Consider the following 19108-nt stretch of genomic DNA (forward strand, 5'->3'; position numbering starts at 1 on the left):
GCCGCCCCCAGCACACCGGGGCCCGGAACCAGTCGCTGGTTCCGGGCCCCGGCCGTGTCCGTGTCCCGCGGTCAGGTCGCGCGGCGGAAGCTGCGGACCGCCAGCGGCGCGGTGACGGACACGATCACCACACAGGTGCCGAGGGTGGCCAGCACGGTCGCCGTGCTGGGCTCGCCGAGCGCCAGGTCCCGGGCCGCGGTGATCGCGTACGACATCGGGTTGACCTCGGCGAACGCCCTCAGCCAGCCGGGCAGTCCCTCGGCCGGCACGAACGCGTTCGAGGCGAACAGCAGCACCATGTTCACGATGCCCCCGATGGGCTGCAGGGCCTCCGGCTTCCTCACCCACGCGGACAGCGCCATGAACACCCAGCCGAGCGACCAGCCGAGCATCACCGCGACCAGCATCGCGCCGAGCGAGCCGAGCAGCCCGCCGTCCGGGCCGTACCCGAAGACGAGCGCGGCGGCCGCCAGCATCACCAGCATGTTGACGCAGTTCAGCACGGTGTCGGCGATGCTCCGGCCGACCAGGACCGACCCCGTGTGTATGGGCATCGCCTTGAAACGGGCGATGATCCCGTTGTTCATCTCGGTCGTCAGCGCCACCCCGGACTTCAGGCCGGCGCTGATGGAACCGGTGACCAGGAAGGCGGGCAGCAGGTAGTCGATGTAGCTGACGCCCGCCGGGAAGGCGGAGGTCTGCGAGACGCTCTTGAAGACCTGGCTGAACACGGTCAGCATCAGGATCGGCTCCAGGACGCCCGGCAGCACCAGCGCCGGCTCGCGCAGCGCCCGGAGCGACCGCCCCGACAGCACGGAGACCTGCCGGAGCACGCCGGCCCCGCCGTAACGGAGCGGGCGCGTGAGCGCGGAGGCCGGGGCCCCCGCTTTCTGATCGGTGGTGAGGGTCATGGGGGCATCCCTGCCTAGCGTCCGTCGGAGTGGTTCAGGGCCATGTACACGTCGTCCAGCGAGGGTTCGCAGAAGGCGAGCCCCGCGAGGTCCACGCCCGCCTCGTCGGTGGCCCGGACGACCTGGGCCACGGCGGTGGAGTCCCGTACGGGCATCGTCAGCACCAGGCCGTCGTCCTCGTGCGCGGGGCTGAGACCGGCCCTGCGGAGCGCGGCGGCCGCCGGCTCCCGGTCGTCGGCGCCGCGCACGGTGACCGACACCGACCGGTGCCCGATCCGGTTCTTGAGCTCCTCGGCGGTGCCCGACGCGACGACCCGGCCGGACGACAGCACCGTGATCGAGTCGGCGAGGACGTCCGCCTCCTCGAGGTACTGGGTGGTCAGCAGCACGGTGGTGCCCTCCCGGACCAGCCGCTGGACGACGGTCCACAGGGCCCGGCGGGCCGTCGGGTCGAGCCCCGTGGTGGGCTCGTCCAGGAAGATGACATCGGGGTCCCCGACCAGACTCGCCGCCAGGTCGAGGCGCCTGCGCATGCCGCCGGAGTAGTTCTTCACGGCGCGGTGGGCGGCGTCCGTGAGGGAGAACAGCTCCAGCAGTTCCTCCGCGCGGGACGCCGCCTGGGAGCGGGACGCGCCCAGCAGCCGGGCGATGAGCAGCAGGTTGGCGTGCCCGGACAGGGTCTCGTCGACGGCCGCGTACTGACCGGTGAGCCCGATGCGCCGGCGCACCTCTCCGGGATGGCGCACCACGTCGACCCCGGCCACCCGGGCCTGCCCCGACGTCGGTACGGCGAGCGTGCTGAGGATGCCGACGACGGTCGTCTTCCCGGCGCCGTTGTGCCCGAGCAGGCCCAGCACGGTGCCGTGTGGCACCGTGAGGCTGACCCCGTCGAGAGCCTTGGTGGAGCCGAACGTCTTCGTGACGTCGGTCAGTTCGATCATCGGGGTGTCCATGGAATTCCCTTTCGCTGGATCCCGGAAGTCCGCTACCGGTCTTCGGGCGTTTTCAGGGATGACCGAAAGGGACCCCATGGGCCGTCACCTACAGCTGTACGGTAGCCGCGCGGCGAGAATTCATGGAGCATGGATCAGAACTGTTGAAGTGGAATTGCGGGATTCCCGGAAATCGCCGTCGGCGTGGTATGCCGCGCCGGAGCGGCGTGCGCCGGCGTCAGCGCAGGGGAAGAACGGCGGTGACCCGCCAGCCGCCGTCGCCGTGGCCGCCGTACTCCAGGCTGCCGCCCAGCGCGCCGGCCCGCTCGGCCAGCCCGGTCAGTCCCGTGCCGCCGCCGCGCCGGCCCCCGTCACCGAGCAGACCGCCGGGCTCCGTGATCGACGGCGGACTGTTGGTCACCGACACGGTGAGGACCGGCTCCGCGGCCTCGGTGTCGAGCGTCACGGACACCGAGACCAGCGGCGTGGCCGCGGCGTGCCGGCGGATGTTCGTCAGCGCCTCGACGACGATCCGGTGCGCGGTGCTGCCCACTTCGCGCGGCACCTGATCGATCTGCTCCGGCGTCAGGTCCATGCCCAGGCACAGCTCGGACCGCCCGGCCGACCGGAACCGGTCGACGACGTCGGGGATGTCGGGCAGCCCGTACGCCCGCGTCTTGCCTTCCCCGGCGGCCGGGGCGGCCGTACCGGCACCGTCGTCGAGCATCTGCACGGTGCGGTCCATGGAGCGGAGCGCCTGCTGCCCGGCGGTCTCGATCTGGCTCAGGATGGGCATCACCTTCTCCGGGTGGTCGCCGCCGACCACCTGGGCGGCCTGCGCGAGAACCACGATGGCGGACACGTCGTGGGCCACGAAGTCGTGCAGGTCCCGGGCGAGCTGGAGGCGCTGGTGGCGGCGTGCCTCGTGCACCGAGCGCAGCCGGCGTCCTTCCAGCCCGCGCAGATAGCCGCCGACGGCACCCGCGGCCACCGCACCCAGGGCGAAGAACGTGCACTGCGCGGCCGCCTCCAGCAGCGTCGGCGGCACCTGCAGGCGCAGGATCACCGTGGACGCCAGGACGCCCAGCACCCCGCACAGCACCACGGCGGCCCGCGCGGCGGCGTACCGGGCGACCAGACAGACCAGCAGCAGGGTGGCACCGATCTCCAACAGTGTCACCAGGCCCGTCGACTGGCGCTGCACCGGCGGGTCGCCGAAGAGTGTGCCCAGCGCCGAGGCGGCCGCCACGACCACGGCCGTCGGCACGATCGGCACCCGGTCGCGCCGGCCGGCCACGGCCAGCGCGCCGAGCACCGCGATCATCATGGGGACGACCGCCCGCCAGCCCGCTGTGGGGCCGGTGACCAGGCCGCCCGTGACCGTTGCGGCCGCGAGCAACGCACAGAGCGGCTGGAGGAGACGGCGGCGGACGGGATTCCCGGACTGGTTACCGGTCGGCAGAGGCATCCCGCCGATTCTAGTGACGGCCGGTCAACTCCGCCCGCCCGTGGGCGACATGCCCGATACGAGCGGAGGCGGAGGCTGCGGCGTCCAGCCGTGCACGTCCAGCAGACGGCGCATCTCCTCCGTGGACGACTGCTCCACGACCAGCTCCACCCGGCCGCTCGGCTGGTCCACCGAGTGCTCGATGCTGACGTCCTCGATGTTCACCCCCGCCGCGCTGACCGCCGCGAACAGCCGCGCCAGCGCACCGGGCTGATCCGGCACGGCCACCGGCACCGTGACGTACTCGGCGGGCGGCGTGCCGTGCTTGCGGGGCACCCGCGCCGCGCCGAGGGCGCCCCGCCGCAGTACCCCGTCCAGGTCGGCGGCCGCCTGCCGCCGCAGCGAGCCGTCGGCACCGTGCAGGGCGCGCAGCGCGGCGACGGTCCGGTCCAGATCGGCGGCGCAGGCCTCCAGCACGTCCGCCACCGCCTCCGCGTTGGCCTCCAGGATGTCGCCCCACAGAGCGGGCTCGCCCGCCGCGATGCGCGTCATGTCCCGCAGTCCCTGACCGGACACCCGGATGTGCTCGTCGTCCGCCCCGGCCAGCCGGGCCGCCGTCAGTGACGACACCAGATGCGGGGCGTGCGAGGTCAGCGCCACCGCCCGGTCGTGCGCGACGGTGTCCATGATGACCGGGGTGCCGCCGCACAGCGCCACCAGCTCCAGCACCGGGTTCAGCGCGGACCGGTCCGTGGCCTCCGCCGGGGTCAGCACCCACAGCCGGCCGTCGAAGAGGTCGGCCCGCGCCGCGAGCGGCCCCGAGCGTTCCCCGCCGGCCAGCGGATGCCCGCCGACGTAACGGCTCGGGTCGCCGCCCGCGAGGACGAGGTCCTGGTACGGCCGCTCCTTGACGCTGGCCACATCCGTGTACGTCCCGGCCAGCCCCTGCTCCTGGCAGCGGGCGAGGACCGCGCCGACGTGCGCGGGCGGCACCGCCAGCACGGCGACGTCCACCCGGGCGGGCGGCGGCGCGAGGGAACCCGCGCCGAGGGCCTCGGCGGTCCGGGCCGCGGTGGTGTCCCGGTCGTCGAGGAACACCGCCACGCCCCGCCGGCTCAGCGCCAGCGCCACCGACGTGCCCACCAGTCCGGTGCCGATGACGGCGGCGCTCCTCACAGCTCCACCTCCGCCGGCTCCGCGGCGCTCGGCCCGGCGGACCGGGCCGTTTCCGCCCGCACGAACCGGGCCAGCCTGGCCACCCCCGCCTCGATCTCCTCGGGACCGAGGCTGCTGAAGGACAGCCGTATCGCCCGGTCGCCGCCCGCCCCCGGGTGGAAGTGCGCCATCGGCGTCCACAGCACGCCGAACTCCTCGGCGGACCGCACGAGTGCCGCGTCGTCCGCGCGGAACGGCACCCGCAGCGTGAGGAAGAACCCTCCGTCCGGCCGGTTCCAGTCCACGCCGTGGACGGTGCGCCAGGACTCGGGCAGCTGCCGGTCGAGCTCGTCCAGCAGGGTCCGCAGCGCGGCACCGTAGTGCTTGGCGGGCACGGCGTTGTACGAGACGAGACTGCCCTCGGCGGCGAGCAGGGCGCCCGCCACCGCCGCCTGGCTGAGGGCCGGGGTGTTGACCGTCACCATGCTCTTGATCCTGGCCAGTTCGTCGGCGAGCAGCCCCTGCCGGCCGCCGGCGTCCACGACCGGCTGGTCGGCGACCACGAAACCGATCCGCGCGCCCGGGAAGACGCTCTTGGAGTACGAGCCGAGATGGACGACCCTGCGCGCGTGGTCGAGGGACTTGAGCGTGGGCAGCTGCGGGCCGGGGCTGACCAGCCGGTACGGGCTGTCCTCGAGGATCAGCAGATCGTGCCGGCCCGCCAGGTCGAGCAACTGCTCGCGCGCCGCCCGGGACAGCGTGGTGCCGGTCGGGTTGGAGTGGTCCGGCACCAGGTACAGCGCCCGGGGACGGCGTCCCGCGGCCCGCTCGGCGCGGACCGCCGCCTCGACGTCCGCGCACCGCAGCCCTTCGGCGCGTTCCTCGACCGGCACCACCGGGATGTCCAGCAGCCGTGCCGCGCCGGTGATGCCGACGTAGCAGGGACTGACGACCAGGAGCACGTCGGCGGGGCCGGCGAACAGGGCGCGCAGCGTCAGCAGCATCGCCTCCTGGCCGCCCACGGTGACCACGATCGACTCCGGTGGCACGTCGATGCCCTCGTCGGCGCGGAGCGAGCCGGCGATCAGCTCACGGATCCGCCCCGCCGTCGGCCCGTACTGGAACAGGGCCGTGCGGATGGCCTCCGGGGAGGCGCCCTGCCCGGCGAGGTGGTCCAGGTAGCGGTGGACGTGGGCGAAGATCTGCTCGGTGTCGAAGAAGCCCTCGTACGGCCGTCCGGGCGCGAAGGAGATCGCCTCGGGGAAGCGCTCGGTGACCTCGTTGAGGAAGGTCATGGTGTCCAGCACCGGGTCCAGGACGCTCCGGTGCAGCTCCTGCCTGCGCAGCCGCACCTCACCGGGCCGGGCGGGCCCGCCCGGCGGCACGGGCTGCTCCGCCGGGTGCTGTGCGGGCGGCGCCACCGGCGGGGTGCGGAGCAGCGCGGGGCCGGCGTCCGCGACCGTCGCGGTGCCGGTGAGGGCCATGGCGTCGGCGAGTCCGTCGGTGAGCAGGCGCAGCACCCCGGACACGCCGTCCCGGCCGCCGGCCGCCAGACCGTGCAGGACCGGACGGCCCACCAGCACCGCGTCCGCGCCGAGCGCCAGCGCCGCCAGCACGTCGGACCCCCGGCGCACACCGCCGTCCAGGAGCAGCGGGGCATGCCCGCCGACGGCCGCGGCGACTTCGGCGAGGACGTCCAAGGTGGCCGGGGCGCCGTCCAGTTGGCGTCCGCCGTGGTTGGACACCACGATGCCGTCCGCTCCGGCGGCGCGTGCCCGGACCGCGTCCTCGGCGGTCAGCAGCCCCTTCACCAGCACCGGAAGCCGGCTCACCGAGCGCAGCCAGGCGAGCACGGACCAGTCCATGGCGGGGTCGAGCCCGCGGCGGCCGTGCTCGGCCGGGGACGAGTAGTCGCCCGCCGGCAGGTTGGCGGGTGTGATGCCCCGCGGCAGCCGGAAGCCGTTGCGCTCGTCCCGCAGCCGGCGCCCGAGCCGGGGCGCGTCCACGGTGAGGACCAGTGCCTCGAACCCGGCGTGCTCGGCGCGTTCGACGAGTCGGCGGGTGGTCTCCCGGTCGCGGAAGCAGTACACCTGCAGCCACAGCGGCGCCCGCGCCGCCGCGGCGATCTCCTCGAACGGGCGGCCCGCGAAGGTGCTCACGACCAGTGGGACCCCCGAGTCGCCCGCGGCATGTGCCGTCGCCGTCTCGCCCTCGGGGTGCATCAGGGTGTGGTACGCCATCGGCGCCACGGCGAGCGGCGCGGCCCAACGGCGGCCCAGCACCGTGGTGGTGAGCGACGGGACGCCCGCGCCGGTCAGTACCCGCGGCCGCAGCCGGACCCGGTCGAAGGCGCGCAGGTTCGCGGCGAGCGTGCGCTCCTCGCCGGCACCGCCCTCGACGAAGTCCCACACGGCCGGTTCCATCCGGCCGCGGGCACGCTCGGCGAAGTCGGCGACGGTCAGGGCCGGGCGGCGGTCCCCGGCGGTGTCCGGCCGGCCGGTCATGCGGTGACCGCCCTGGCCCGCTCGACCGCTTCGTACAGGGCGCGGATGTTGGCGCTGCCGAAGCCCTGCGCGCCCTGTCGCTGGATCAGTTCGAAGAACAGGGTGCGGCGCTCGAAGGGGGAGCGGCTGAACAGCTGCAGCAGGTGCCCCCACTCGTCCCGGTCGGCGAGGACGTTCGTCTTGCGCAGGTCGGCGATCACCGCCTCGAGCGAGGGGATCCGCTCGGCCAGCGCGTCGTAGTAGGTGTCCGGGGTGCGCAGGAACTCCACACCCCGCGCCTCGAACGCCATGACGGCCGGGACGATCTCCTCGACGAGGAACGCCAGGTGCTGCACACCGCCGCCGCCGTTGCGCACCAGGAACTCGTCGATCTGGCCGGGCTTGCGGGACACGTCCGGCTCGATGACCGTGAACGTGATCCCGGCGGAGGGGCTGCGCACCACGATGGAGTCCATCGCCTGCTCGCCGACGGCCAGGTACTCGCTGTAGAACTGCTCGAAGCCGAAGCCGTCGAGGTAGTAGCGGACGACATCGTGCAGCGTCCCGGCCTCCAGGCACACCGCGACGTGGTCGAGGGCGGTCAGCGCGGGTGGCGCGGCCTGCGCGGCACCGGCCGGCGTGGACGGCCCGAGGTCGGTCCAGTCCCAGCCGGCGGGCAGCAGGGCCGGCGCCCCGGGCGCCCGCCGCACTAGGGTGTGGCGCACCGTGCCGAAGCCCGACACGACGAGCGTCTCCGGTGCCGGCCCGGTGAGCGCGCGCCCACCGGCGGCCACCGCCTCGTCCCGCGTGGCGACCGGGTCGGTGCAGGCGAAGGCGATGTCCACCACGCCGTCGCCGTGCGCGGCGAGGTGACCCGCGGCGGCCGGACCCGCGGCGACGACGAGGCGGACGGCGCCCTGCTCCAGCAGCACCGCCTCCAGGCCGGCCGCCGTGCCGCGGGCCCGCGTGCGGAAGCCGAACGCGGACGTGAAATAGGCGCAGGTCGCCTCCAGGTCGCTCGTGAGGATCTCGATGTATTCGACGTCGTGTGCGGTCACGTTGTTCCCCATCCGATGTGTCGGGTGCGGCGGCATTCGATTGAGCCCGCCGTTCTCGGGCCGGCGAGCGGCACGGCGCTTTTTCTGTCAACTTGCTGAATGGCGGCCGGACGGCCGGGCGTGCATGTGTGGCGAAACGGCCTGTCGCTGACATTTACCTGCCAGTGGACCGGTCCCGGCGAGACCATTTCGAAAACTTCTCTAGAATGTTCCGCGGAGTCAGACGGCTGCCTTTTCGTGAAGGGGACTGAAATGCCTGGTGAGAGCGGATCGGAACTGGACCGGCTGTTGCCCGAATGGCATTTCCGGGAAGTGCACCGGATCTCGGTGCCCGGCACCACGGAGCAGGTGATGAGGGCCGTCCGGGCGGCGACCTGGTCGGAGGCGCCGCTGGCCCGTGTCCTCGTGGCGCTCACCCGGGCGGATGTGTCGGCCGAGCGCCGTATCGTCTCCGACTACCTGAGCGGCATGGGCGAGGTGATCCCGGCCGGCGACGACGAGTTCCTGTTCGCCGGGGTGCAGTCGCCGCACGACGTCCCCCGGCCCCCCGGCACCATTTCCGAGATCGTGACCGGATGCCATGAGCCGGGAATCCTGAAGGTCGGGATGAACGTGCGCTTCGAGGGCGGGACGCTGAGTACGGAGACGAGGGTCCTCGCCACCGACGCGCGCACCCGCCGCTCGTTCGCGCCCTACTGGTGGCTGGTGCGGTTCGGCAGCGGGCTGACCCGGGCGTCCATGCTGCGGGCGATCCGCCGCAGGCTGGTGCGCGAGGTCGGTGCGGCCTGATCCGGCGGCGGTGTTCCGTCCGGCGCGCCCGGGCGGAACACCGCCATGTGCTCGGGCAGCCGCCGCCACACCGCGGGCGTGTAGAAGTGGCCGCCCTCGAGCCGGGTCGCCTCGAACGGACCGGTCGTCAGCCCGCTCCAGCCGGCCAGGTCCGCCTCGGTGAGATCGTCCTGGTCGCCGTGGAGCAGCTGCAGCGGCGCGTCCACACGGTCCCCGTGGCGGAACCGGTAGGTGTCCGCCGCGATCAGGTCGGCGCGGAGCACCTCGACCGCCATCCGCAGCAGCTCCGGCTCGCCGCGCACCGCCTCGGAGAGCTGGCCCGCGGTGAGCATCCAGTCGAGGAGTTCCCGGTCCGTGTTGCGCGGGTGCGGCGGCACGTCGGTGTGCCGGGAGAGCACGGCGGGCGCGTGCGCCGCCGACACCACCACCGCCTCCGGCTCCGCCAGCCCGGTGCGCCGGGCGCGCACCGCGAGGTCGAAGGCGACCCAGGCGCCCATGCTGTGGCCGCACAGCACCACCTCGCGTCCGGCGAGCGTGCGCAGCGCGGCCAGCGCCCCGTCGAGCAGGTGCTGCCAGTTCCGGGCGAACGGCTCGCCGTAGCGGGCCTCGCGGCCGGGATAGCAGTACAGCGCCAGTTCGGTGTTCTCGGGGAGGCAGTCCGCCCAGGGCCGGAAGGGCGCGGTGGCGCCCCCGCAGAAGCTCAGGCAGAACAGCACCCGGCCGGCCTGCGGCCTGGGGAGCGGGCGGATGAGGTGCCCGGCCATCCGGCCTCCTTTCCGAGGGCTCGTGTCGGCTCGCGACGGGCTCGCAGCAACGTAGCGGTTGCGGCCGGCCGGCGGCGCGGCCGGCCAAGAAATCTTCGATGCCCGGAAGTGACGCTCGGTGGCCGGGGACCGGCGGAGCAGTGACGATCGGCCCCTTCCGCGGCCCGGCCGGACCTGCGGGACCCCGTTCCGGGGCACGCCGGCCCGAACGGTGCGGGCAGGCCGAAAGACCCGCAACACGTTATTCAATTCTTCTCATTGAAAACTCTCGAACGCACGGTCGGGGCGATCTCCGAGAAGTCTTGTCCGAGTGAAACTCCGCTGCGTACAGTCGAGCCGAATTACGTGACCGTGCCAGGAAGGAAGACGCCCATGGCCAATCCGTTCGAGGATGACAATGCCGAGTACTACGTACTCGTGAACGACGAGGGTCAGCATTCCGTCTGGCCCGTGTTCGCGGAGATTCCGGCCGGCTGGGAAAAGGCGCACGGTGCCGCATCCCGCCAGGAATGTCTGGACTACGTCGACGAGCACTGGACCGACATGCGCCCGCGCAGCCTCGCGGCCGCCATGGACGCCGGGGCCTGAGGGACAGGCCTGCCGAACCCGTCACATCGCACACCGAACCGTCTAGGAGAAACAACGTCATGCCGATACTTGCCGAAGACCGCCGGTCCGCTGTCAAGGAAATCGTCTGCGACATCCTCGAGCTGGAGGAGGACGAGGTCACCGACACCAGCCTCTTCATCGACGACCACGGCGCCGACTCGCTGCGTGCCATCGAGATCCTGGCCTCCCTGGAGAAGGAGTTCGGCATCACCATCGACCAGTCCGAGCTGGCCCAGATGGTGAACCTCGAGGCGGTCTACACCATCGTCGCGGAGGCCCCCGCCCGCTGACCCGGGCACCGTCCCGCCGAACCGAAGGTTTAAGGGGAAAACATGTCCTCAGTACGCCCCGGCGGCGTAACCGGAAATCGCCGGGTGGTCCTCACCGGCTTCGGAGTGATCTCCAGCATTGGCATCGGGGCCGAGGAATTCACCGAGAGCCTACGGGCCGGCCGCAGCGGTGCCAGCCCGATCTCGCTGTTCGACGTCGAGGGCTTCGCCCACGTCAACGGCTGCGAGGTCAAGGGGTTCGACCCCGAACAGTGGATCTCCCGCACCCCGGTGCGGGAGTTGGGACGCGCCAGCCGCTTCGCCGTCGCGGCGGCGGTCATGGCGCTGCGTGACGCCGGTCTGGATCCCGCGGACCTCGCCGGCCGACGGGGACTGATCTCCGTCGGCACCACGGACGGCGAGTCCTACGAGCTGGACCGGCTGGTGGCCGCCGAACTCGCCGACGGTCCGGAGCACATGGACCCCCAGATCGTCCGGCGGGTTTCGGCGGCCCGGCTCTCCACGGCCATCGCGCACGAACTGGACCTCACCGACGTCGAGGCCCCCACCATCGCCACCGCCTGCTCCGCGGGCAACTACGCGATCGGCTACGGCTTCGACGCGGTGAGCTCCGGCGAGGCGGAATACGCGCTGTGCGGCGGCGCGGACGCCATGTGCCGCAAGACGTTCACCGGCTTCTACCGGCTCGGCACCATCGCCCCCGAGGTGTGCCAGCCCTTCGACGCGGACCGCAAGGGCATTCTCACCGGTGAGGGCGCCGGTCTGCTGGTGCTCGAAAGCCTGGAGTCGGCCCTGGCCCGCGGCGCACGCATCTACGCCGAGGTCCTGGGCTACGGCCTCAACTGCGACGCCTTCCACCAGGTCGCCCCGAACGGCGACAGCGTCGCCCAGTGCATGAGCCTCGCGCTGGCCAACGCCGGCGTGAAACCCGCGGAGGTGGACCTCGTCTCCGCGCACGGCACCGGCACCAAGGCCAACGACATCACCGAGGCCGCCGCCATCCGCTCGGTGTTCGGCGCCGACACCCCGCGCACCATCTCCCTGAAGTCGATGCTCGGCCACACCATGGGCGCCGCCAGCGCCCTCGGCGCCATCGCCTGCGGCCTCGCCATCACCCACCGCTTCATCCCGCCCACCATCAACCACCGCCGCACCGACCCCGAGTGCGAGATCGACTGCGTGCCCAACCACGCGGTCGACGCCGACCTGCGCGTGGTGCAGAACAACGGCCTCGCTTTCGGCGGCAACAACGCCATCGTCATCCTCGGCAGATACGACCGGGACGGTGACATCGGATGACGTACCCCATCACCGGTACGGGCGCGGTCGCCGCCATCGGCGCCGACCCCGGCGAGATCTTCGACAGCCTCTGCGCCGGCCGCAGCGGACTCGCACCGCTGAAGGCCTTCGACCGCTCCCGGTACCGCGCCCAGCAGCTGTTCGAGATCGACGACCGCCCCCACCCCGGCCTGGACGAGCCCGGCCGGGCCGGCCACCTCCTCGCGGAGGCCGTCCGGCAGGCCGCCGCCGACGCCGGACTGCCCGAGGACCTCGGCGGCATACCCGTCCTCGTCGGCACCGGACTGCGCGAACTGCGCTCCCTGGAACTGTGGTGGCGCGACGGCACCGTCTTCGACGCCGACCGCCTGCACTTCGAGAACGTCCTGCGCGAGCGGTTCGGAGCCATCGACACCCACACCTTCGCGGGGGCCTGCTCCGCCTCCCTCTACGCGCTGGCCCTCGGCTGGGACCTGCTGGAACTCGGCGAGGCCGACACGGTCGTCGTGGCCGGCTGCGATGTCGTCACCGAAAGCATGTTCGGCCAGGCCGACCGGGTCCAGTTCGACCCGCCGCCCTCCGTGCGCCCCTTCGACAAGGACCGCCGGGGCACCATCCTCGGCGAGGGCGCCGCCGCCGTCGTCCTGACGCGCGAGGCGCGGCCCGGCCGGCCCGTGCGGGGCCTGCTGCACTCGGTCGCCGTCAACTGCGACGCGCACCACCAGACCGCACCCGACGAGACGGGCGTCGAGAGCGCCGTCCGCGAGGCGCAGCGGCACGCCGGAGTCGCCCCGGCCGACATCGACCTGGTCGTCCTGCACGCCACCGGCACCCCGCTGAACGACCGTACCGAAGCCACCGTCACCGCCCAGGTGTTCGCCGGCACCCACCCGGCGCTCACGGGCATCAAGTCCCTCACCGGACACACCTCGGGCTCGGCCGGACTGCTCAGCCTGATCGTGGCGCTGCGCTGCCTGGAGGCCGGGGTCGTGCCGCCCATCGCGGGCCTGGCCGACCCGCTGCCCGAGGGCAGCACCCTGCGCCTCGTCGCCGGCGAACCGCTCGTCACCCCGATGCGCCTCGCCCAGGTCAACAGCTTCGGCTTCGGCGGCGTCAACGCCGTCGCCATCGTGGGAGGTGCCGCATGACGCTCGCCGTCTCGGGCGTCGCGGTGGCCCTCCCCGGCGCGTCGGGCCCCGACGCCCTGCTGCGTCCCGCCGTCGCCGGTGCCGACCCCGTCGACCCCGCGGCCCTCATCGGCCGCAAGGGGCTGCGCTTCAAGGACCGCGCCACCCGGCTCGGGCTCCACCTGGCGTATGCCGCACTCACCGACGCCGGTCTCCTCGGGTCCGACGGCAGAGCCGTGACCGGCGACCGGGTCGCCACCGTGGTCAGCTCCAACCTCGGCAACGCGGACACCGTGTGCCGGGCGGTGGAGACCATCGCCAAGGAATCCACCGCGGCCCTGAGCCCGATGGACACCCCGAACGCCTCCAGCAACATCATCGCCTCGGAAACCGCCATCCGGTACGGGCTGCGCGGCCCGAACCTCACGGTGTGCAACGGCCGTACCTCCGGCCTCGACGCCGTACGCTGGGCCGCCCTCCTGCTGCGCTCCGGACGCGCCGACCACGTCCTGGTCACCGGCGTCGAACCGGACAACGAGGTCACCCGGCGGCTCGTCGGCCGGCCGGTCGCCGACGGCGGCGCGGCGCTCGTGCTGAGCCGCACCGCCACGGGTGAGCCGCGCGCCCTGCTCGGCCCGGTGGTGCGCACCGCACAGCCCCTCGCCACCGTCGCCGAGCTGACCCGGCGCACCCCGCGCGGCGGGCTGTGGCTCAGCACCGACACCGGCCCCGTGCCGTCCGGCACCCTGCGCGTCGCCCTCACCGGCTGGGGCGAACTGTCCGGCGCCCTCGGCGTGGTGCAGTGCGCCGCCGCCGTCGGCTGGTTCGCCGAGGGAGGCACCCGGCCGGCGTACGCCCTGACCGGCGCCGCCGGAGCGGCCCTGCTTCCGCCGGGAGGCGCGGCATGACGAGGGTGGTACTGCTGCACGGACTCGCCAACAACGAGGGCATCTGGGACCCGCTCGCCGGTCACTGGCGCGACGGCGTCGACGTACACGCCCCGCGGCTGCCCTGGCACAGCGGCGGCATCGACGACTGGCGTCACGAGACCGACTCCGCGGCCCGGCTGGCCGAGGTGCTCGACGCGGTCCCGGGCGGCGCCGACGTGGTGGTCGCCCACTCGTTCAGCTCGGTGGTACTGCTCGACCTGCTCAGCGGCCGCGCCGCCGCGGACGACCCGCTGAAGCTGCCCGGCGTCGTCCTCGTCAACCCCTTCTACCGGTCCGACGCCGACGACTTCCACTGGGACATGATCGCGCCGACCCTGGACGACTTCCCGCGGACCATGGCCGAGTCGATCCGGCTGCGCACCCCCGGCCACCGCATCGAGGCGGAACGGCTGGCCGACATGGCCCGGCGCATGACGGAGTGGATCGGCCCCTACGGCTGGCTGCGGTTCTTCGAGGCCTATCTGCGCACCCCGCTGTTCCGCGTGGACCTCGTCGAGACGCCGGCTCTGGTGATCGGCGGGGAGACCGACCGGTCCGCGCCCGTCGCCCAGGCACACCACCTCGCCGCCCGGCTGCCCGCCGGAGAGTGCCTGGAACTGCCCGGCTGCGGCCACTTCCCGATGCTCGAGGCGCCCACCCGGTTCACCGGCGCCGTGCACGCCTTCCTCGACCGGATCCCGGACCGCGTCCGGCCCCTGGCGGACGCCTGAGAAGCCCCGCACCACCCGGCCGACCCGAAACACCCCGACACGAAGGAGTCCGTGATGGACCCGACGCCCCACCCCTCGGTGACGGCGCTGCTGCAGACCTCGACCACGGCGCGGCTGCGTCCCCTGTTCGAAGGCAACAACATCAGCTTCGCCATCGGCTTCAAGCACATCAACTACGTGGCCGAAGCGGCGGTTCTGCATCACTTCAGGGAAGCCGGGCTGCCCGTCGTGGACCTGTACCGGCGCCACGGACTGGGCTTCGACGTCGTCGACATCCGCTCCCGGCTCGGCGCGCTGCTCGCCGTCGACGACGACGTGGAGGCCGTCGTCACACCGAAGACCAAGGACGGTGAGAACCGGTTCCGCTTCCGGGTCGAGCAGTTCGTCGAGCGTGACGGCAAGCGGGTGCGGTGCGCGGACTCGACCCTCGTCGTGGTGCTGCGCGCCGACGGCCACATCCGCGCCGAGGAACCCTGGCCGGCCGGTCTCGAACGCTTCACGACCGCCCGCCTGGGCACGGGCGAACGGCTGGACCTGGCGACCGCACCCGTGCCGTACGGCGAGTTCACGGCCGGACGCGGCACCAGCGCCGACCCGGTGCTCACCGAACTCATCGGCGAGACCAACGCGTTCGGCTGGCGCTGGCGGGTCGGATACTTCTACTGCCACTACAACGAGCGCGTCCAGATGTCCGGCTTCCTGCGCATCATGGAAGAGGTCGAGGACCTGTTCCTCGCCGACCGGGGACTGGCCATCAAAGAGGTCCTCGACACCCGCGGGTGGATCCCCGTCGTCACCCAGTCCCGCGTCGAACTCCTCGACGAGACCGTGATGGAGGAGGAGCTCTACACCGTCTACACCGTCGAGAACATCTTCAAGACGTTGCTCTACACCACCCGCATGGACTGCTACGTGGTGCGCGACGGGCAGCTGGTGAAGACCGCCACCGGAACCATCACGCACGGCTACCTCCACGAGACCGAGCCCAACCAGTGGGAGATGGCGGAGTTCGACGAAGCCACCGTCACCGCACTCACCACGCCCCGCAAGGCGGTGTCGTGAACGCCGTCGTGACCGGGCCGCCGGTCATCACCGGCTGGTCGGCGGTCTCCCCGCACGGCATCGGTGCCGAGGCCTTCGCCGAGGGCGTGCGCGCCCAGCGGCCGACCCTGGCCCCCGTGGACACCGAACGCTGGAACGTCCCCCTCAGCCGGGCCCACCTGGTCCCCGGCTTCGAGGTCCGTGAGGTGCTCGGCAAGAAGGGCACCCGCTCCATGGACCGGGTCACCGGCCTCGCCGTCGCCGCCGTCGGCTCCCTGCTCGACCGGCCCGGAGCACAGCGCGAGACGGAGACCGGTGAGCGGGCCGCGCTCGTCCTGGCGACCACCACCGGCAGCGCCGCCAGCATGATGGACTTCACGCGCAGCTCCCTGGTCGGCGCCCGGCCCTACGACGTGGACCCGGCCGTGATGCCCAACGCGGTGATGAACTGCGCGGCCGGCCAGTGCGCCATCTGGTACGGCATCAAGGGCCCCAACACCACGCTGGCCGGCGGCCGGGCGGCGGGCCTGCTCTCCCTCAACTACGCGATCCGGCTGCTGTCCACGGGCCGCGCGGACACCGTGCTGTGCGCCGCCGCCGAGGAGTACTCGCACGCCCGGTACTGGCTGGAGCGGCACAGCCGCGGCCCCGAGGCACCCGGCGCCGCCCTCGGCGAGGGCTCGGCCGTCATGCTGATCCGCCCCGCCTCCGCGGCCACGCCCGAGCGCCCCGCGCTCGCCGAGATACTGGCGGTGCGGTCCCGCGTCGCCACAGGCAGCCGGGTGCGCGCCACGCTCGAGGCCTGCGTCCGGTCCGCCCTCGAAGCGGCGGGCGTCACCGCCGGCCAGGTGTGGGCGGCGAGCCCCAGCGACGCGCCGGGCCTGCTCGGCCACCTGGAGCGGGACGTCCTCACCGAGGTCTGCGGGGCACCCGCCGTGGACCGGGTGCCGGCCGTCGGCCGGATCGGTGACGTGTCCGCGGCGTCGGCCCAGTTCCAGATCGCCACCCTGCTCGCCACCGCCGCCGACGACACGACGGCCGCGGGCGGCATCGCCCTGGTCACGTCCGCCGACCGGGACGGCTCCCTGGCCTGCGCGGTTCTCAGGCTGGCGGGTCCCCGATGAGCGGCGCGAGCGACGGTCACGGCGCCGGACCCGCCGCCACCGCCCTCCGCGACGCGCCCGGTGCCTCCGCGCCCGCCGCCGCCACGAGCGGTGCCACCGCGGTCAGTCCCGTCGCCGCCCGGATCGTCGTGGAGTCCCGCACCGGCGAGGGGCTGGCGGCCCGCGCCACGGCCGAACTGCGCGAGACGGAACCGGTGTTCGCCGGGCACTATCCCGGATTCCCGATCTTCCCCGGCGTCTGCGTCCTGGAGTGCGTCCGCCGCGCTGCCCTCGACGCGGATCCGGCGTCCGCTCCCGGCACGCTCGCCGCCGTCGAGTCGGCCCGGTTCTCCGGCGCCGTCTACCCGGGCGACACCCTCCGACTGGCCCTGACCTGGCAGCACACCGGCACCGCGTGGCGCTGCAAGGCCACCGCCACCACCTCCCGAGGCCCCGCCGCCCGAGTCCGCCTGCGCTTCGAGCCCGCCGGAGGTGCCCGATGACCGCCGTCGGCCCGGCCTCGTCCGTCGCCGGGTTGCTGCCGCACCGCTACCCGATGCTGCTCGTCGACCGCGTCGTCGACGTGGTCCCGGGCGAACGGATACGCGCCGTGAAGGCGATCACCGTCAACGAGCCCTGGTACGCCGGCACGGCCCCGGACGCGGACCTCGCCTACCCGCCGAGCCTGCTCGTCGAGTCCTGGGGGCAGACGGCGGGCCTGCTCACCGTCGTCGGCGGCGGCGCGCCGCCGGACCAGATCATGCTCTTCGGCTCGGTGGCCGACGCCGTGTTCCACCACCCCGTCCTGCCCGGCGACGTCGTCGAGCACCGGGTGGCCGTCACCCGTACCTTCACCGACTCCGTCGTCTTCGAGGGCAGCAGCCACTGCGGCGACCGCACCGTGATGACCGTGGGGCAGATGGTGATGGCCTTCCGCCCCGCCGGCCTGCTCCGGCCCCCGGGGCCCGACGCCCCCACCCACCCGTCCGCCGCAACCGGAAATGAGGCCGAACGATGACCGAGACCAGGCCCGTGGCCCTGATCAGCGGAGGCTCCCGGGGTATCGGCCGGGCCGCCGTGCTCAAGCTCGCGGCGGACGGCTACGACATCAGCTTCTGCTACCGCACCAGCCAGGACGCCGCCGAGATCCTGGCCAAGGAGGCGGAGGCACTCGGCGCCCGCGTGCTCCACCGCGGCGTCGACGTCTCCGACGCCGCCGCGGTGCGCGCCTGGGTCAGCGCCACGGAACAGGAACTGGGCCCCGTCGAGACCGCCGTCACCTCCGCCGGCATCACCCGCGACAAGGGCCTGGTGATGATGTCCGACGAGGACTGGCGCTCGGTGCTGAGCACCAACCTCGACGGTGTCTTCCACATCTGCCGCGCCGTCACCTTCGGGATGATGAAGCGCCGCCGGGGCTCGCTCGTGAACCTCTCCTCCGTGGCCGGCGTGTACGGCAACGCCACCCAGACCAACTACGCCGCCTCCAAGGCCGGGATCATCGGCCTGTCCAAGTCCCTCGCCAAGGAGGTCGGCCGCTACGGCATCCGCGTCAACGTGGTGGCCCCGGGATTCGTCGAGACCGACATGGTCGCCGCCGTGCCCGAACGGCTGCGCACCGAGGCACTCGCCTCCGTCGCCCTGGGCCGGATGGGCACCGCCGAGGAGGTCGCCGACCTCGTCGCCTTCCTCGCCGGACCGCGCGCCGCCTACATCACCGGTTCCGTCTTCCAGATCGACGGGGGGATAGCCCTGTGAGCACCGTACACGGCAGGAAGAAGCAGCCCAGGTGGTACTTCTCCCTGCGCAGCCCGTACTCCTGGTTCGCCTACCGCGACCTGTGCGAGAAGTACCCGGACGTCCTCGACAGCATCGAGTGGATCCCGTACTGGGAGCCCGACGAGGAGTCCACCCGGCTGCTCGCCGACGCCGGCGTGACCCTGCCGGTGATGCCCATGCACCGCACCAAGAACTTCTACATCCTCCGTGACGCCCGCCGCTGGGCCCACGCCCGCGGCTGGCAGGTGACGTGGCCCGTGGACCGCGCCCCGCACTGGGAGGTCTCCCACCTCGCCTACCTGGCCGCCGAGGAGCAGGGCCTGGGCCGGCAGTTCGTCGACCGGGCCTACCGGGCCCGCTGGAACGAGGGCCGGGACCTCGCGGACCGCGCCACCATCGCCGCCATCGCCCGCGACCTGGGCCTCGACCCGTCGGTCGCCGACTCGGTCGACGACCCCGAGCTGCGCATCAAGGGCGCCGAGTGCCTGATCGCGGCCTACCACGACGACGCCTTCGGCGTGCCGTTCTTCGTCCACGGCCGCGAGCCGTTCTGGGGCGCCGAGCGGGTGGGCGCGTTCGTCGCCGCGGTCCGCGGCGAGGCCTGGGACGGCGTCAGCGACGCCCCCTTCGACGCGATCCCGTCGCCGGCCGCGCCGGACGGCAGCCGCCCGGTCTGACAGGA

Annotated in this window: 20 protein-coding genes and 1 pseudogene; 13 read left to right on the forward strand and 8 right to left on the reverse strand. The window is 73.1% G+C overall.

All coding sequences use genetic code 11. The annotated features are described in order from the left end of the window. Positions 1 to 71 precede the first annotated feature (71 nt). From ACZ7G3_RS25605 to hppD, 7 genes and pseudogenes are all read right to left on the reverse strand, one after another. Positions 72 to 911, reverse strand: coding sequence for an ABC transporter permease (locus ACZ7G3_RS25605; RefSeq protein ID WP_426602054.1), 840 nt, complete (start codon positions 909 to 911; stop codon positions 72 to 74). A 14-nt stretch (positions 912 to 925) separates the two neighbouring features. Continuing rightward, positions 926 to 1864, reverse strand: coding sequence for an ATP-binding cassette domain-containing protein (locus ACZ7G3_RS25610; RefSeq protein WP_470928387.1), 939 nt, complete (start codon positions 1862 to 1864; stop codon positions 926 to 928). A 217-nt stretch (positions 1865 to 2081) separates the two neighbouring features. Continuing rightward, positions 2082 to 3311 (reverse strand): sensor histidine kinase, encoded by a 1230-nt coding sequence (locus ACZ7G3_RS25615; RefSeq protein WP_470928388.1) that lies wholly within the window; start codon positions 3309 to 3311, stop codon positions 2082 to 2084. Between the two features lie 24 nt (positions 3312 to 3335). Beyond that, on the reverse strand, positions 3336 to 4466 hold the full coding sequence (locus ACZ7G3_RS25620; RefSeq protein WP_470928389.1) for a prephenate dehydrogenase: 1131 nt from the start codon (positions 4464 to 4466) through the stop codon (positions 3336 to 3338). Further along, positions 4463 to 5929, reverse strand: coding sequence for an aminotransferase-like domain-containing protein (locus ACZ7G3_RS25625; protein WP_470928410.1), 1467 nt, complete (start codon positions 5927 to 5929; stop codon positions 4463 to 4465). The genes ACZ7G3_RS25620 and ACZ7G3_RS25625 overlap by 4 nt, the downstream gene beginning before the upstream one ends. A 6-nt stretch (positions 5930 to 5935) precedes the next feature. Next, positions 5936 to 6949 (reverse strand): annotated as a pseudogene (locus ACZ7G3_RS25630) (alpha-hydroxy acid oxidase); the annotation flags it as partial. Then, positions 6946 to 7986: a 4-hydroxyphenylpyruvate dioxygenase gene (hppD, locus tag ACZ7G3_RS25635; RefSeq protein ID WP_470928390.1), complete on the reverse strand. Its 1041-nt coding sequence runs from the start codon at positions 7984 to 7986 to the stop codon at positions 6946 to 6948. The gene hppD and the pseudogene ACZ7G3_RS25630, both read right to left, overlap by 4 nt. A gap of 252 nt (positions 7987 to 8238) precedes the next feature. Between hppD and ACZ7G3_RS25640 the strand changes: the two genes are divergently transcribed. Then, positions 8239 to 8775, forward strand: a complete 537-nt coding sequence (locus tag ACZ7G3_RS25640; RefSeq protein ID WP_470928391.1) for a hypothetical protein — start codon at positions 8239 to 8241, stop codon at positions 8773 to 8775. Here the strand turns inward: ACZ7G3_RS25640 and ACZ7G3_RS25645 are convergent. Beyond that, complete coding sequence (locus ACZ7G3_RS25645) at positions 8679 to 9539, reverse strand: thioesterase II family protein (RefSeq protein ID WP_470928392.1); 861 nt, start codon at positions 9537 to 9539, stop codon at positions 8679 to 8681. The genes ACZ7G3_RS25640 and ACZ7G3_RS25645 overlap by 97 nt on opposite strands. Before the next feature lie 372 nt (positions 9540 to 9911). On the opposite strand from ACZ7G3_RS25645, the gene ACZ7G3_RS25650 reads away from it, so the two are divergent. Genes ACZ7G3_RS25650 through ACZ7G3_RS25705 form a run of 12 tightly spaced genes read left to right on the forward strand, consistent with a single transcriptional unit; the run spans position 9912 to position 19103 of the window. Continuing rightward, the gene (locus ACZ7G3_RS25650) at positions 9912 to 10127 is read left to right on the forward strand and encodes an MbtH family protein (protein ID WP_426602062.1); all 216 of its coding nucleotides are present in this window, start codon (positions 9912 to 9914) and stop codon (positions 10125 to 10127) included. A 59-nt stretch (positions 10128 to 10186) separates the two neighbouring features. Next, positions 10187 to 10438, forward strand: a complete 252-nt coding sequence (locus ACZ7G3_RS25655) for an acyl carrier protein (RefSeq protein ID WP_426517866.1) — start codon at positions 10187 to 10189, stop codon at positions 10436 to 10438. Between the two features lie 42 nt (positions 10439 to 10480). Then, entirely contained in the window at positions 10481 to 11737 is a 1257-nt protein-coding gene (locus tag ACZ7G3_RS25660) for a beta-ketoacyl-[acyl-carrier-protein] synthase family protein (RefSeq protein ID WP_426602063.1), read from the forward strand. Further along, positions 11734 to 12864, forward strand: coding sequence for a beta-ketoacyl-[acyl-carrier-protein] synthase family protein (locus ACZ7G3_RS25665; protein ID WP_470928393.1), 1131 nt, complete (start codon positions 11734 to 11736; stop codon positions 12862 to 12864). Before ACZ7G3_RS25660 ends, ACZ7G3_RS25665 begins: the two co-directional genes overlap by 4 nt. After that, positions 12861 to 13751, forward strand: a complete 891-nt coding sequence (locus tag ACZ7G3_RS25670; RefSeq protein WP_470928394.1) for a beta-ketoacyl synthase N-terminal-like domain-containing protein — start codon at positions 12861 to 12863, stop codon at positions 13749 to 13751. The genes ACZ7G3_RS25665 and ACZ7G3_RS25670 overlap by 4 nt, the downstream gene beginning before the upstream one ends. Next, positions 13748 to 14503, forward strand: a complete 756-nt coding sequence (locus ACZ7G3_RS25675) for an alpha/beta fold hydrolase (RefSeq protein ID WP_470928395.1) — start codon at positions 13748 to 13750, stop codon at positions 14501 to 14503. The genes ACZ7G3_RS25670 and ACZ7G3_RS25675 overlap by 4 nt, the downstream gene beginning before the upstream one ends. A 54-nt stretch (positions 14504 to 14557) precedes the next feature. Further along, on the forward strand, positions 14558 to 15565 hold the full coding sequence (locus tag ACZ7G3_RS25680) for a hotdog family protein (protein WP_470928396.1): 1008 nt from the start codon (positions 14558 to 14560) through the stop codon (positions 15563 to 15565). After that, a complete protein-coding gene (locus ACZ7G3_RS25685; protein ID WP_470928397.1) occupies positions 15562 to 16668 on the forward strand; it encodes a beta-ketoacyl synthase N-terminal-like domain-containing protein in 1107 nt (368 codons plus the stop codon). The genes ACZ7G3_RS25680 and ACZ7G3_RS25685 overlap by 4 nt, the downstream gene beginning before the upstream one ends. Further along, positions 16665 to 17150, forward strand: coding sequence for a 3-hydroxyacyl-ACP dehydratase FabZ family protein (locus tag ACZ7G3_RS25690; protein ID WP_470928398.1), 486 nt, complete (start codon positions 16665 to 16667; stop codon positions 17148 to 17150). Before ACZ7G3_RS25685 ends, ACZ7G3_RS25690 begins: the two co-directional genes overlap by 4 nt. After that, positions 17147 to 17665 (forward strand): 3-hydroxyacyl-ACP dehydratase FabZ family protein, encoded by a 519-nt coding sequence (locus ACZ7G3_RS25695; RefSeq protein WP_470928399.1) that lies wholly within the window; start codon positions 17147 to 17149, stop codon positions 17663 to 17665. The genes ACZ7G3_RS25690 and ACZ7G3_RS25695 overlap by 4 nt, the downstream gene beginning before the upstream one ends. Further along, entirely contained in the window at positions 17662 to 18405 is a 744-nt protein-coding gene (fabG, locus tag ACZ7G3_RS25700) for a 3-oxoacyl-ACP reductase FabG (protein ID WP_470928400.1), read from the forward strand. Before ACZ7G3_RS25695 ends, fabG begins: the two co-directional genes overlap by 4 nt. Then, positions 18402 to 19103 (forward strand): DsbA family protein, encoded by a 702-nt coding sequence (locus ACZ7G3_RS25705; RefSeq protein WP_470928401.1) that lies wholly within the window; start codon positions 18402 to 18404, stop codon positions 19101 to 19103. Before fabG ends, ACZ7G3_RS25705 begins: the two co-directional genes overlap by 4 nt. Positions 19104 to 19108: the final 5 nt, after the last annotated feature.

It is taken from the genome of Streptomyces sp. NPDC037271, assembly GCF_055603605.1.